The sequence below is a fragment of the Aromatoleum sp. genome (genome assembly GCF_036675785.1).
Taxonomy (GTDB): domain Bacteria; phylum Pseudomonadota; class Gammaproteobacteria; order Burkholderiales; family Rhodocyclaceae; genus Aromatoleum.
Genome location: NZ_JAKFEF010000007.1, coordinates 26,147 through 39,703, shown reverse-complemented (window position 1 = coordinate 39,703; position 13,557 = coordinate 26,147). Strand labels below are relative to the sequence as shown.

General features: G+C 68.7%; 12 protein-coding genes. 4 read left to right on the top strand and 8 right to left on the bottom strand.

The window, feature by feature from the left end:
- Positions 1-35 precede the first annotated feature (35 nt).
- The 6 genes from rplI to V6M37_RS01430 all read right to left on the bottom strand — a co-directional run bounded on the left by rplI (position 36) and on the right by V6M37_RS01430 (position 6,684).
- Entirely contained in the window at positions 36-488 is a 453-nt protein-coding gene (gene rplI, locus V6M37_RS01455; protein ID WP_332670382.1) for a 50S ribosomal protein L9, read from the bottom strand.
- Between the two features lie 15 nt (positions 489-503).
- Positions 504-779 (bottom strand): 30S ribosomal protein S18, encoded by a 276-nt coding sequence (gene rpsR, locus V6M37_RS01450; RefSeq protein ID WP_312658880.1) that lies wholly within the window; start codon positions 777-779, stop codon positions 504-506.
- Positions 739-1,095, bottom strand: a complete 357-nt coding sequence (gene priB, locus V6M37_RS01445) for a primosomal replication protein N (RefSeq protein WP_332670360.1) — start codon at positions 1,093-1,095, stop codon at positions 739-741. The genes rpsR and priB overlap by 41 nt, the downstream gene beginning before the upstream one ends.
- Position 1,096: 1 nt before the next feature.
- Positions 1,097-1,480 (bottom strand): 30S ribosomal protein S6, encoded by a 384-nt coding sequence (gene rpsF, locus V6M37_RS01440; protein WP_332670358.1) that lies wholly within the window; start codon positions 1,478-1,480, stop codon positions 1,097-1,099.
- 203 nt (positions 1,481-1,683) lie between these two features.
- Complete coding sequence (gene hrpA, locus V6M37_RS01435) at positions 1,684-5,838, bottom strand: ATP-dependent RNA helicase HrpA (protein WP_332670354.1); 4,155 nt, start codon at positions 5,836-5,838, stop codon at positions 1,684-1,686.
- Positions 5,839-6,084: 246 nt separating this feature from the next.
- On the bottom strand, positions 6,085-6,684 hold the full coding sequence (locus V6M37_RS01430; protein WP_332670352.1) for a Yip1 family protein: 600 nt from the start codon (positions 6,682-6,684) through the stop codon (positions 6,085-6,087).
- Positions 6,685-6,857: 173 nt separating this feature from the next.
- Between V6M37_RS01430 and V6M37_RS01425 the strand changes: the two genes are divergently transcribed.
- Positions 6,858-7,358: a DNA-deoxyinosine glycosylase gene (locus V6M37_RS01425; protein WP_332670349.1), complete on the top strand. Its 501-nt coding sequence runs from the start codon at positions 6,858-6,860 to the stop codon at positions 7,356-7,358.
- The gene (locus V6M37_RS01420) at positions 7,355-8,629 is read left to right on the top strand and encodes a TIGR03862 family flavoprotein (RefSeq protein ID WP_332670347.1); all 1,275 of its coding nucleotides are present in this window, start codon (positions 7,355-7,357) and stop codon (positions 8,627-8,629) included. The genes V6M37_RS01425 and V6M37_RS01420 overlap by 4 nt, the downstream gene beginning before the upstream one ends.
- An 8-nt stretch (positions 8,630-8,637) precedes the next feature.
- On the opposite strand, the gene crcB is transcribed toward V6M37_RS01420, so the two are convergent.
- A complete protein-coding gene (gene crcB, locus V6M37_RS01415; protein WP_332670345.1) occupies positions 8,638-9,033 on the bottom strand; it encodes a fluoride efflux transporter CrcB in 396 nt (131 codons plus the stop codon).
- A 9-nt stretch (positions 9,034-9,042) separates the two neighbouring features.
- Positions 9,043-10,281 carry a mechanosensitive ion channel family protein gene (locus V6M37_RS01410; RefSeq protein WP_332670343.1) on the bottom strand — a complete coding sequence of 413 codons (1,239 nt, stop codon included), beginning with the start codon at positions 10,279-10,281 and terminating at the stop codon, positions 9,043-9,045.
- 173 nt (positions 10,282-10,454) lie between these two features.
- Between V6M37_RS01410 and V6M37_RS01405 the strand changes: the two genes are divergently transcribed.
- Positions 10,455-12,188: a glutamine--tRNA ligase/YqeY domain fusion protein gene (locus V6M37_RS01405; protein ID WP_332670340.1), complete on the top strand. Its 1,734-nt coding sequence runs from the start codon at positions 10,455-10,457 to the stop codon at positions 12,186-12,188.
- A gap of 196 nt (positions 12,189-12,384) precedes the next feature.
- Positions 12,385-13,557, top strand: coding sequence for an efflux RND transporter periplasmic adaptor subunit (locus V6M37_RS01400; RefSeq protein WP_332670339.1), 1,173 nt, complete (start codon positions 12,385-12,387; stop codon positions 13,555-13,557).

The window sequence follows — 13,557 nt, the reverse complement described above, 5'->3', positions numbered from 1 at the left end:
AAGCAGCCCCTCGCGAACCGAAAAATTCGACGTGCTTACGCTTGCTCGCCGAGCACCGACACCGTCACGGGGACGACGACATCGGAGTGCAGCGCGATGTCGATCTGCGTGTCGCCGATCTGCTTGATCGGGCCTTCCGGCATCCGGACGGCGCTGCGCTCGATCTTGAAACCTTGGGCTTCGAGCGCGTCGACGATGTCGATGTTGGTGACCGAGCCGAACAGACGGCCATCCATGCCGGCCTTGCGCGTGACCTGGACCATCAAGCCTTCGAACTTCGTCGCGAGCGCTTGAGCTTCCGCGAGCTTCTCGGCGTGCGTGCGCTCGAGTTCGGCGCGCAGCGCTTCGAACTCGGCCATGTTGGCCTGCGTCGCGCGCTTGGCCTTGCCCTGCGGGATCAGGTAGTTGCGGGCATAGCCGTCCTTGACCTTGACGACATCGCCGAGTACGCCGAGGTTGGCGACTTTTTCGAGCAGAATGATTTGCATGTCCGATCTCTCCTGTTACTTGTGCAGATCGGTGTACGGCAGCAGCGCGAGGAAGCGCGCACGCTTGATCGCGGTCGACAGCTGACGCTGATAGCCCGCCTTCGTGCCGGTGATGCGGGCCGGCATGATCTTGCTGTTCTCGGTGATGAAGTCCTTCAGGATGTCCACATCCTTGTAGTCGACTTCCTCGATCTTCTCCGCGGTGAAGCGGCAGAACTTGCGGCGCTTGAACAGACCGCGGTTGCCGCGGTCATCCTTTTTCTTGAACTTCGACTTGGGCTTGAAAGCCATTTTCGTTTCCTTCCAGAAATTCGATCTTGCTCAGGTGCAACACCGGTGTCCGGCTGCGAAGGCTCTTCGCGGCGAGAAACCCGGTGGCCCGTATCCTCATGCCGGGGGAGGCGCCGGCCAGCACGCTGGCCAATTCGCCGACCGCGACCGCCTGCAGTTCCACCGAAACATCGCGGGCCACGCCGGCCTCGTCCTGCTTCGATTCGTGCGCGAGGCCGCAAGCGGCGATCGGCACTCCTGCCGGGGTCCGACGCACGGGCAGCAGCTCTGCTATCCGGGCATCGAGGCGCAGTTCGTTCGCCCCGGGTTCAGCCACCTCAGGCCGACGCAGCTTCGGCCGGCTTCGTCTCGGCAGCGGGCGCGGCGGTCAGCGAGCGCGACTTTTCTTCCTTCATCATCGGCGACGGCGCGGTCACGGCGGCCTTCATCTTGACGACGAGGTGACGCAGCACGGCATCGTTGAACTTGAATGCATGTTCGAGTTCGCCGAGCGCTTCGCCGTCGCACTCGATGTTCATGAGCACGTAGTGGGCCTTGTGCACCTTCTGGATCGGATAGGCCATCTGGCGGCGGCCCCAGTCTTCGAGGCGGTGGATCTGGCCATTGCGGGCGGTGACGATCGCCTTGTAGCGCTCGATCATCGCGGGGACCTGTTCCGACTGGTCCGGGTGGACGATGAATACAACTTCGTAATGTCGCATGCAGACTCCTTGCGGTTTGATGTCAGCTCCCCGGCATGCGGACCGGTGGAGCAAGGGAAAGCCGGGCACGATAACAGGGAAAGCGAGCCGAATCAATGCCATCGGCGGCTCGGCGCTCGACGCGCGGTAATGTCCGTTCGTGCAGCGCGGCAAGCCTGCTCCCCGAGGAAGCAGCAGGCACGGGCCGCGACTCGCTTCGCGACTCACCGCGGCCTCGCGTCCCAGATCTTCTGCAGCCGCTTGACCGACACCGGCATCGGCGTCTTCAACTCCTGCGCGAAGAGGGCCACGCGCAGCTCCTCGAGCAGCCAGCGGAACTCCTCGAGAGCCGGGTCGGTGACGCCGGCCTTGCGCTTCGCGAGGAGTTCCCGCTCGAACGGTTGCGCGAGCGAGCGCCAGTCCGCCAGGAGCTGCGCGTCGCGCGCCGGGTTGTTGCGCAGCTTGTCGAGCCGCACGCCGGCCGCCTTCAGGTAGCGCGAGCACTGGGCGAGCCGCTCCCACGGGAGCGCGACGAGGAAATTCTTCGGCAGCAGCTCGCGGACCTGCCCCTGGATGTCCGCCGCAACCTCGGGAAAGGCACGCAGCGCGGCAAGGCGCTTCTGCAGCCCCGCGTGCTCGGCGATCAGCGCCGTCGCGAGGCGCATGAACTCCTGTGCAACAAGCGTGATCCGCGGCTTCGCCTCGGCGCATCGGCGCTCGAAAGTCGCGGCGTCTGCCGGCAGCGGGTCGAGCAGGCAGGTGCGCGCGAGCGTCGCAGCGACGAGCTGCACCTTCAGTTCGGCGTCGGTGCCGAACGGGATGAACGCGAGCGCGAGCTCGCGCAGACCGGGCAGCTTCTCGATCGCCCGCACCTGGTCCTTCAGCGCGAGCGCGAAGAGGCGCGCGAGACCCTTGCGATGAACTCTCGCCGCTTCTTCGGGGGTGTCGTACGGACGCAGCGAGACGCTGTCGCCGTCGTCGTGCAGCGCGGGGTAGCCGATCACGTCGCGGCCGGCGACCTTGACTTCGAGGAGTTCCGGCAGCGGGCCGAACGTCCACGCGGTCAATCCGGCGAGGCCGCTCGCGCCAGCCGCGCCTCCGGTTCGCCCCGGTGCAGGGCCCACCCCGGCACCGGTCGTCGCCTTGCGGTCGCCTCCGGGCCCGGAGCCCGCCTGCACCGCCCGCCCCTTGACTGAACTCTTCGCCACCGGCGGCGCCCCCGGCGCAACACCCGCAGCGGCCGGCGCGGAAGCCGACAGCGCGAGCCGCGCGCCGCGGAAGCGTTCGGCAACCTGATCGCGCAGGCGCGCGCGCAGCTCCGCGAGATTGCGCGACTGCCCGAGCACCCGGCCGTGCTCATCGACGATGCGGAAATTCATGAGGAAATGCGGGTTCAGGTTTTCCGGGCGGAATGACTCGATCGGCAGCTTCAGCGACACGCGCTCCTCGACGAAGCGCTGCAGCGCGCGCAGCAGCGGCCCGTCGGGGTCGAACTCGCCCGCTTCGAAGCGATCGACGACCGCCGCCGCGCTCTCGGCGATCGGCTGCAGCCGGTGGCGGTGCTTCTGCGGCACCGTGCGCAGCAGCGCGGCGACTTTCTCCTCGAGGAGCCCCGGCACCAGCCACTCGCAGCGGTTCGCGGGGATCTGGTTCAGCATCGCGAGCGGCACCGCCAGCGTGACGCCGTCGTCCGCCTCGCCCGGCTGGTGGAGGTAGGTCAGCTTCAGCTTCTGGCCGAGCACGTCGAAGCTCGACGGAAAGCGCTCGGTCGTGATGCCTTCGGCTTCGTGCCGCATCAGCTGGTCGCGCGTCAGGTGCAGCAGCTTCGGCTCGGTCTGCTCGGCGGTCTTGCGCCAGCGCTCGAAGCTCGCGACGTCGATGACGCCGGCCGGCAGTTTAGACTCGTAGAACGCCTGGATCAGCGCCTCGTCGACGAGCACGTCGGGGCGCCGCGACTTGTGCTCGAGGCGCTCGATCTCGGCGACGAGCCGGCGGTTGTGCTGCAGGAAGGGCATCCCGCGCGCCTGCCCCTCGGCGATCTCGCCCTCCACGAGGCCTTCGCGGATGAAGAGCTCGCGGCACAGCGCCGGGTCGATGTCGCGGTAACCGACCCCGCGCCGCGCGTACAACACGAGGCCGTGCAGCGTGCCGCGCTCCCACGCCCGCACCGCGCCCGACGCCTTCGACCAGTGCGGCTCGTACACCTGGCGCTTGACGAAATGCGCGCCGACTTCCTCGAGCCACTCCGGCTCGATTTTCGCGAGGCATCGGCCGAACAGGCGCGAGGTCTCGACGAGCTCGGCACAGACGATCCACTTGCCGGCCTTCTTCGCGAGCGTCGAGCCCGGGTGCGGCCAGAACTTGATCCCGCGCGCACCGAGGTAACTGCCGACCTGTGGACCGCTCGGGTCTTCGATCTTGCTGCCGACGTGGCCGAGCAGCCCCGCGAGCAGCGCCTTGTGGATCGCGTCGTAGTGCGCGGGCTCCGGATTCTCCTTCCAGCCGTGCTCGGTGCACAGCGTCAGCAGCTGGCCATGCACGTCGCGCCATTCGCGCAGCCGCAGGTACGACAGGTGATGGCGCTTCGCCCACGCCTTCTGCTTGCTGCCGGACTCGTGGCGGACCGTCTCGTCCCACGCCTTCCACAGGTTCCAGTACCAGAGAAACTCGGAGCGCTGGTCCTGCTCGCCGCCGCGGAACTTTGCGTGCGCTTGGTCGGCGGCGCCGGGACTCTCGGGCGAGCGCTCGCGCGGGTCCTGCACCGACAGCGCAGCCGCGATCGCGAGCACTTCGGCGAGACACCCGCGGTCGCGCGCCGCGAGGATCATGCGGCCGATCTTCGGGTCGAGCGGCAGCTTCGCGAGTTCGCGGCCGATAGGCGTGAGCGCGCGCGTGTCGCCCTCTTCGTCGAGCGCGCCGAGTTCGGTGAGCAGCTGGTAGCCGTCGGCGATCATGCGCGGCAGCGGCGCGTCGAGGAACGGGAAGTCCTCGACTTCGCCGAGCCGCAGCGACTTCATCCGCAGGATCACGCCGGCGAGCGACGAGCGCAGGATTTCCGGATCGGTGTGCGGCGGGCGCTTGTCGAAATCGGCCTCGTCGTAGAGGCGGAAACAGACCCCGTCCATGACCCGACCGCAACGCCCCGCGCGCTGCTTCGCGGCCGACTGCGCGATCTTCTCGACCTGCAGCTGCTCGACCTTGTTGCGGTGCGAGTAGCGCTTGACGCGCGCGAGGCCGGTGTCGACGACATAACGGATGCCGGGCACGGTCAGCGAGGTCTCGGCGACGTTCGTCGCAAGCACGACGCGCCGACCGCGGCCCGGCGAGAACACGCGCGCCTGCTCCTGGGCGGACTGACGCGCGTAGAGCGGCAGGATCTCGGTGCTGCCGGCGTGGTGCGCCTTACGCAACGCCTCGGCGGCCTCGCGGATCTCGCGCTCGCCGGGCAGGAACACGAGCGTGTCGCCGGGTCCGCTGCGGTGCGCCTCGTCGACGGCGTCGACGATCGCGTCATACAGGTCGCGCCCCTTGTCGCGCCGGGCGCCGCGGCGTTCGTCGGCCGGCGTCTCGTCGTCCTCGACCGGGCGGTAGCGCATCTCGATCGGATACAGCCGGCCCGACACCTCGATCACCGGCACCGGCTTTCCCGGCGCGCCGAAATGACGCGCGAAGCGGTCGGCGTCGAGCGTCGCCGAGGTCACGACGACTTTCAGGTCGGGGCGCCGCGGCAGCAGCGTCTTCAGGTAGCCGAGCAGGAAATCGATGTTGAGGCTGCGCTCGTGCGCCTCGTCGATGATCAGCGTGTCGTATGCCGCGAGCAGCGGGTCGCCCTGCGTCTCCGCGAGCAGGATGCCGTCGGTCATCAGCTTGATGTGGCTCGCGGCGCCGATACGGTCGGTGAAGCGGATCTTGTAGCCGACCGCTTGGCCGAGTTCGGATTTCAGCTCGTGCGCGATGCGGCTCGCGGTCGCGCGCGCGGCGAGCCGGCGCGGCTGCGTGTGGCCGATCAGGCCGGCGGCGCCGCGGCCGAGCGCGAGGCAGATCTTCGGCAGCTGCGTCGTCTTGCCCGACCCGGTTTCGCCGGACACGATGACGACCTGGTGCGCGGCGATCGCGGCCCCGATCTCGTCGCGCTTCTGCGTGACCGGCAGCTCAGGCGGGAATTCCGGTTGCGGAAGGCGCGCCCGGCGCTCCACGAATGCGGCGCGCGATCGCGCGAGCAGCGAATCGAAGTCGGATTGGGCGCGTTCGCGCCGGCCACCTTGCGTCCGTTTCAGCTCACCGGCGAGGCGCCTCAGCTTCGGGCGATCGACGCTCAGGCAGTCGGCAAAAGCAAAGCGCTCGCGCGCGCAATCGTTTGGCGTGTCGATAGTCGTCAATATCGGAAATCGGCCGGACGGAAGGACCTTCCGGCGCCGGAGAGGACAGAAGTCGTTCGTGAGAGAGTGCTGCCGCGGGCCGCGACCGCAGGCGTCGCGGGATTATGCCAGAAGGTGCCGGATCTCCGGCTTCGCTGCGGGCGGGCTGCAAGGGGCGCGCCGGGCGGCGGTCCGTTTCAACCGCCGCGTGATGCGCGGGCGCGCCCATCCTAGTGCGTGAGCGAGGATGCTCGACCGCCCGCCCCGTCAGCCCCGCAACCCGACGATCATGCTCATCGCGAGCGCGAGCACGACCAGCAGCGCGAACCAAGCGACGACCCCGGTCATCAGCACGAAGGACCCCATGATTCGCGCCTTGCCCGGGTGGTCGAGCCGGAACAGCGGATAGACGCCATGGTAGATCAGCGCGGCCGAGGCGACCCACGCGACCGCGACGACGACGACCGCCACCCACGCGACCGGTATGAACAGCGCGAGCGCGGACAGCCACAGCGGCGTCGGCGCCACCGCCGCCAGCACGAACGCGTCTTCGTACGTCGGCGTCCGTTCGACGACGTCGCCGATCTGCTGGATGACCGACGCCATCAGCGCGACCATCGCGAGCTGCGCGAGGTAGAGCGCGACCGCGGCACCGACCGCTTCGGCGACCGTGATGTGCGGCACCAGTTCGGGGAACACCGCGCCGGGTGTCACCAGCATCGAGTACAACACCATCGCCGGTGGAATCAGCGACATCGGCATCACGTAGGTCAGGAAAAGCTTGCTCACCGTCGGATGGACCTGCATCAGGTCGTCCCAGCCCTCGCGATACGAATAAAACATCTTCGGAAAATTGTGCGTGTTCATCGTCGACCTCCTCTGGTGACGTGGCGAGACTCCCATTCGACCGACAGGAAGTTCGAACGATCCCGCCTCGTTCCATTTTAGGCATTGTGCGGATTTCGGCCGGCGGGCGTGCCGCGCTTGCCGAGCGCGGGTCGCGCCGGTACCTTGCTTGCCTTTCCCCGCCCGCCGTTCCGATGTCCCGACTCGAAGGCTTTCCGCCGATCGCCGTTGCCGGCGCCCATACCTTGATTCTCGGCAGCATGCCCGGCGCCGCCTCGCTCGCGGCGGTCGAGTATTACGCGCACCCGCGCAACCACTTCTGGCCGATCATCGGCGCGGTGCTCGGTATCGACCCGGCGCTGCCGTACGCCGAACGCACGCGCCGCCTCGCCGAAGCGGGCTACGCGCTATGGGACGTGCTCGGCGCATGCCGCCGCGCCGGCAGCCTCGATTCGAACATCCGGGCCGACTCGATCGAGGTCAACGACTTCGCCACGTTCTTCGCGCGCCACCCGGCGATCGACCGCGTGTTCTGCAACGGCACTGCGGCCGAGCAGTGCTTCCGCCGCCACGTCCGGCCGGCAATCGCGGAACGCTTCGACTTCACGCTGCGGCGCCTGCCGTCGACGAGCCCGGCGAACGCATCGGTTCCGTATCCGGCGAAGCTCGCCGCGTGGCGGGAGATCGCGCGGTGAGCGCGGCAGTCATCGGCGGCGGGCCCGCCGGGCTGATCGCGGCGGAGATGCTCGCCGCGCGCGGCAGCGCGGTGGATCTCTACGACGCAATGCCGTCGGTCGGGCGCAAGTTCCTGCTCGCCGGGATCGGCGGCCTGAACCTGACGCACGCGGAAGCTCCCGAAACGTTCTTGTCCCGCTACGGCGAGCGCCGGCCGGAGTTCGAGCCGCTGCTCGCGGCGTTCAGCGCCGCCGAATTGCGCGAGTGGGCGCACGGCCTCGGCGTCGACACTTTCGTCGGCAGCTCGGGGCGCGTCTTCCCGACGCAGATGAAGGCAGCGCCGCTGCTGCGGGCGTGGCTGCACCGGTTACGGACGGCCGGCGTGCGTTTTCACCCGCGCCACCGCTGGCTCGGGTGGTCCGCGGCCGAGACGGCGCCGACCCGCGGCCTGCGCTTTGCGACGCCCGAGGGCGAGACGGTCGTCGATGCTGACGCGGTCGTCCTCGCGCTCGGCGGCGCGAGTTGGGCGAAGCTCGGCTCGGACGGGGCGTGGGTGCCGCGCCTCGCCGGACGCGGCGTCTCGATCGCGCCACTGAAACCGGCGAACTGCGGCTTCGACGTCCGTGCGGCCGGGACGGGCGACCCGGGCAGTGGCTGGAGCGAGCATTTCCGCTCTCGTTTCGCCGGCCAGCCGCTGAAGTCCGTCGTGCTGTCCTTTACTGACGCACGCGGAAACCACCACCAGCGCGCCGGCGAATGCATGGTCTCCGACCACGGACTCGAAGGCAGCCTGATCTACGCGCTGTCGGCGCCGCTGCGCGATGCGATTGTCGCAAACGGCGCGGTCACGCTGTCGATCGACCTCGCGCCGGGGCGCAGCCCCGAAATGCTCGCCGAAGAGCTCTCGCGTCCGCGTGGCACGCGCTCGGTCGCGAGCCACCTACAGAGCAAGGCAGGCATCGCCGGCGTCAAGGCCGGGTTGCTGCGCGAATGCCTGCCCGCGGCGGCGTTCGCGTCGCCGCCGCGACTCGCGGCGGCGATCAAGGCGCTGCCGCTTACGCTCGTGTCGCCGCGACCGCTGGACGAGGCGATCAGCACCGCGGGCGGCGTCGTCTTCGAGGACCTGGACGAACGGCTGATGCTGCGCGCGCTGCCCGGCGTATTCTGCTGCGGCGAAATGCTCGACTGGGAGGCGCCGACCGGCGGCTATCTGCTGACCGGGTGCTTTGCGACCGGGCGAGCTGCAGGGCTCGGCGCGAGCGACTGGCTCGAGGCGGGCGGCCGGCGTTAGCGTCCCGGTCAGCCGCGCCAGGCGTTGAACGCGGCGTGCCCGGCCCACGCCATCAGCAGCGAGCCGGCGACGTGGGCGACGGTGTGGACCGCGAGCCAGCCCCACTCCCCGCGCTGCACGAGGTGCAGCCCTTCGGCCGAAAACGTCGAGAACGTCGTCAGTCCCCCGAGAAAGCCGGTCGTCAGCAGCAGCCGCAGCGCCGGCGGCATTTCGGGCAGCACGTGGATCCACGCAAGCGCGCCGCCCATCAACAGGCCGCCGAGCAGGTTCGCCGCGAGCGTGCCGAACGGGATCATCAGGAACAGCGGGTTCAGCAGCAGCCCGAGCCCCCAGCGCAGCCACGCGCCGACTGCGGCGCCTGCGCCGACCGCGACGAACGCCGTCATACCGATCGCTGACGTCATCGTCTCCCCTCAGGACGCGCCCGCGGCGAGCGCCCGCATGTCGGCGCCGGTCGGGTGCTGGAATACGCGCAGCCCGAACTCGGGCAGGATCGCGAACAGGTGGTCGAAGATGTCCGATTGCGTCGCCTCGTATTCGACCCACGCAATCGTGTTCGCGAAGCAATAAAGCTCGAGCGGCAGCCCGTCGGAGGTCGGCGCGAGCTGACGCACCATCAGCGTCATCCCCTGATGAACGCCCGGGTGGCGTCGGAGGTAGCGTTCGACGTACGCGCGGAAGGTGCCGATGTTGGTCACGCGACGGCGATTGACGACGTCGCGGCCAGCACCCACGACTGCCTGATTCCACGCTTCGAGCTCGGCCTCCTTCGCCGGCAGATAGCCGTCGAGCAGCGCGAAACGGTCAAGGCGGCGGCGCTCCTCGTCCGTCAGGAAGCGCACGCTGTGCTGATCGAGGAACAGGCTGCGCTTGATGCGCCGGCCGCCAGACTCCCGCATCCCGCGCCAGTTCTTGAACGACTCGCTGATGAAGCGCTTGGTCGGGATCGTCGTGATCGTCTTGTCGAAGTTCTGCACCTTCACCGTGTGCAGTGCGATGTCGACGACGTCGCCGTCGGCGTTGAACTGCTGCATCTCGATCCAGTCGCCGACGCGCAGCATGTCGTTCGACGAGATCTGCACGCTCGCGACGAGCGACAGCAGCGTGTCCTGGAAGATCAGCATCAGCACCGCGGCCATCGCGCCGAGGCCCGAGAGCAGGATCAGCGGCGAGCGGTCGACGAGCGCGGCGACCATCAGGATCGCCGCGATGACGTAGATCGCGATCTTCAGGACTTCGAGATAGCCCTTGATCGGCCGACGCGCCGCGTTCGGCCGGCGCATGTAGAGCGCGTTCAGGAGTTCGATCGCCTCGCCGACCGCCAGCGCGATCGTCAGCACGATGAACGCGGCGCAGACGTTGCGCACGACGGTCACGAGCGCTTCGGGCAACTCGAGCAGGCCGACGCCACCGTACAGAATCAGCGCCGGTACGAGGCCCGCGAGGCGGCCGACGACTTCGAGGCGCGACAAGACCGGGTCGTCGCGCAGCGACGTGGCCGCGAGACCGCGGCGCAGCGCGCGCAGCAGCACGTGCCGCGTGAGCCAGTTCGCGAGCCACGCGCCCGCGACCAGCGTCGCGATCCCGACCAGCGTGTAGGCGAACGGATACTGTTCCAGCCAGGCGTCGGCGAGGACGAGTTCTTCGGGCATCTCTCTCCTTCTGTTGTGGTCACGCCGCCGCGAAACCGGCGCGTCAGGCGCGGATTATAGCGGGCGCGCCGGGCGCCCCCGGCCGCCCACGCCCGCGTCATCGGCTACAATCGCCGCCATTCGCAACCCGCGTCGCCGCTGGCGGCGCTTGACTCCCGGAACTGCCCGAACCGATGAATCCGAACACGCCGAAAGAAGGCACTGCCGCTGCGCCGTCCAACTTCATCCGCAACATCATCGAAGAGGACGGGCGGAGCGGAAAATGGAGCGGCCGCGTCGAAACGCGCTTCCCCCCGGAGCCCAACGGCTACCTCCACTACGGCCACGCGAAGTCGATCTGCCTGAACTTCGGTCTCGCCGAGCGCTACAACGGCGTCTGCCACTTGCGCTTCGACGACACGAACCCGGAGAAGGAAGAGCAGGAATACGTCGACTCGATCATCGAGGCGGTGCGCTGGCTCGGCTTCGAGTGGGGCGAACACCTCTACTTCGCGTCGGACTATTTCGACCGCATGTACGCGTGCGCCGAATACCTGATCACGTCGGGGCGCGCCTACGTCGAATCGCTGTCGGCCGACGAGATGCGTGCCTATCGCGGCACGCTAACCGAGCCGGGCCGCGAAAGCCCGTACCGCAACCGCAGCGTCGAGGAAAACCTCGACCTGTTCCGCCGCATGCGGGCCGGCGAGTTCGCCGACGGCAAGCACGTGCTGCGCGCGAAGATCGACATGGCGTCGCCGAACCTTAACCTGCGCGACCCCGCGATCTACCGCATCCGCCGCGCGACGCACCACCGCACCGGCGAGGCGTGGTGCATCTACCCGATGTACACGTTCGCGCACCCGATCGAGGACGCGATCGAGAACATCACGCACTCGATCTGCACGCTGGAGTTCGAGGACCAGCGGCCGTTCTACGACTGGCTGCTCGACGCGCTCGCCGAAGGCGGCTTCTTCCCCCGACCGCTGCCACAGCAGATCGAGTTCGCGCGGCTCAATCTGACCTACGTCGTGCTGTCGAAGCGCAAGCTGATCCAGCTCGTCGACGAACATCATGTCGATGGCTGGGACGATCCGCGCCTGCCGACCCTCGTCGGCGCGCGCCGCCGCGGCTTCACGGCCGGCGGCTTCCGGCTCTTCGCCGAGCGCATCGGCGTGACGAAATCGGACACGTGGATCGACTTCAGCGTGCTCGAGGAATGCATGCGCGAGGACCTCAACGATGCGGCCGAGCGCCGCGTCGCGGTGCTCGATCCGCTGAAGCTCGTGATCACGAACTACCCCGAGGGGCAGAGCGAGCAGTGCGAGGCGCCGAACCATCCGCTGAAGCCCGAGCTCGGCAAACGCGAGATGCCGTTCTCCCGGGAGCTGTGGATCGAGCGCGAGGACTTCATGGAAACGCCCGTCAAGGGCTTCCACCGCCTCTCCCCGGGCAACATGGCGCGGCTGCGCTACGGCTACGTCGTCAAATGCACCGGCTGCGAGAAGGACGCCGACGGCAACGTGACCGCGGTGCTGTGCGAATACCTGCCCGACACCAAATCCGGCACGCCGGGCGCCGACAGCGTCAAGGTCAAGGGCAATCTGCACTGGGTGTCGGTCGCGCACGGCTACGAAGCGGAAGTGCGGCTGTACGACCGGCTGTTCGCGCAGCCCTACCCCGGCAACCGGCGCGAAGACGATCCGGAAGACTTCGAGCGCAGCTTCCTCGACGATCTCAATTACGACTCGAAGCGCACGGTCCGGGCGCGGCTCGAACCCGCACTGCGCGACGCGCGCGCCGAAGACCGCTTCCAGTTCGAACGCCACGGCTATTTCGTCGCCGACCGCGTCGACTCGACCGACGGCGCGCCGGCGTTCAACCGGACGGTGACGCTGAAGGATTCGTGGAGCAAGACGAAGGGGTGAAGGCGGTCGCCGATGCATCCCGCGCCGACCCGGCGTCGCAGCGACGACGCGTGGGGCGCGCGTGTCTGTCCCGCCCCACGCGGCGGCGGCGCACATCCTCTCGCATGAAGTCGACGTCAGCGATTTCCCCGTTAGCGCGGTTGCAAGCTTCATGTCATCGGGCGGGTCATCCGCCGAAAATGCCGATTGAAAACCGATGACGTCCTTCCTGCGCCGCAGCCGTGCCCTTCTCGTCACCCTCCTCGTTGTCGCACTCCTCGCCGCCGCGGTCTGGTGGCTGACCCGCGCGAAGCCGATTCCGGTCGTGCTCGTCGAGGTCGGCCGCGGCACCGTCGAGGCGACGCTGTCGAACACCCGCGCCGGCGAGGTCGAGGCCTGCCAGCGCACGAAACTGTCGACGATCATCGGCGGACGCATCGATTTTCTCGGCGTCAAGGAAGGCGACCGCGTCGAGGCGGGCCAGGTGCTGATGAGGCTCTGGAACGCCGACCAGGACGCGCGGCTCGCGGTGAACCGGGCACAGCTCGCGACGGCGACGAAGCGCGTGCGCGAAGCGTGCTCGCAGGCGGACAACGCCGAGCGGGAATCGGCGCGGCAGACCGAGCTGTTCCGGCAGGAATTCATTTCGGCGTCGCGCGAGGAGCAGGCGCGGACGGAAGCGCTCGCGCGCCGTGCCGCATGTGAAACGGCGCGCGCCGACGTGCGCACCGCGGAGGCGCAGCTCGACGCGACTGCGGTCGACCGCCAGCGCACCGTGCTGGTCGCGCCGTTCGCCGGCACCGTCGCGGAGATCACCGGCGAACTCGGCGAGTATTCGACGCCGTCGCCGCCCGGCGTGCCGACACCGCCCGCGATCGACCTGATCGACGACAGCTGCCTGTACGTGAAGGCGCCGATGGACGAGATCGACGCACCGAAGATCCGCCCCGGGCAGGCCGCGCGCGTGACGCTCGACGCGCTACCGGGCAAGGTGTTCGACGGACGGGTGAAGCGCGTCGCGCCGTACATCCTCGCGGTCGAAAAGCAGGCACGCACCGTCGACGTCGAGATCGACTTCGCGCAGCCCGAGGAAGCGCGCGGGCTGCTCGTCGGCTACAGCGCGGACGCCGAAATCGTCCTCGACGTGCGGCAGGACACGCTGCGGATTCCGACTGCGACGCTGCGCGAAGGCAACACGGTGCTCGTGTACGACGCGGCCCGCGGCACGCTCGAGGAACGCGCAGTCAAGCCCGGCATCGCGAACTGGGACTACACCGAAGTGCTCGAAGGGCTCGCGGCCGGCGAGCGCATCGTCAGCTCGCTCGAACGCGCCGGTGTGGCGCCCGGGGCACCGGTGAAACCCGACGACGGCGCCCGCGCCGCGCCGTGA

What these genes read in the sequence shown, in the direction of transcription:
- rplI (WP_332670382.1), bottom strand. Translation starts at nt 488, where the DNA reads ATGCAAATCATTCTGCTCGAAAAAGTCGCCAACCTCGGCGTACTCGGC.
- rpsR (WP_312658880.1), bottom strand. Translation starts at nt 779, where the DNA reads ATGGCTTTCAAGCCCAAGTCGAAGTTCAAGAAAAAGGATGACCGCGGC.
- rpsF (WP_332670358.1), bottom strand. Translation starts at nt 1,480, where the DNA reads ATGCGACATTACGAAGTTGTATTCATCGTCCACCCGGACCAGTCGGAA.
- V6M37_RS01430 (WP_332670352.1), bottom strand. Translation starts at nt 6,684, where the DNA reads ATGAACACGCACAATTTTCCGAAGATGTTTTATTCGTATCGCGAGGGC.
- V6M37_RS01425 (WP_332670349.1), top strand. Translation starts at nt 6,858, where the DNA reads ATGTCCCGACTCGAAGGCTTTCCGCCGATCGCCGTTGCCGGCGCCCAT.
- crcB (WP_332670345.1), bottom strand. Translation starts at nt 9,033, where the DNA reads ATGACGTCAGCGATCGGTATGACGGCGTTCGTCGCGGTCGGCGCAGGC.
- V6M37_RS01410 (WP_332670343.1), bottom strand. Translation starts at nt 10,281, where the DNA reads ATGCCCGAAGAACTCGTCCTCGCCGACGCCTGGCTGGAACAGTATCCG.
- V6M37_RS01405 (WP_332670340.1), top strand. Translation starts at nt 10,455, where the DNA reads ATGAATCCGAACACGCCGAAAGAAGGCACTGCCGCTGCGCCGTCCAAC.
- V6M37_RS01400 (WP_332670339.1), top strand. Translation starts at nt 12,385, where the DNA reads ATGACGTCCTTCCTGCGCCGCAGCCGTGCCCTTCTCGTCACCCTCCTC.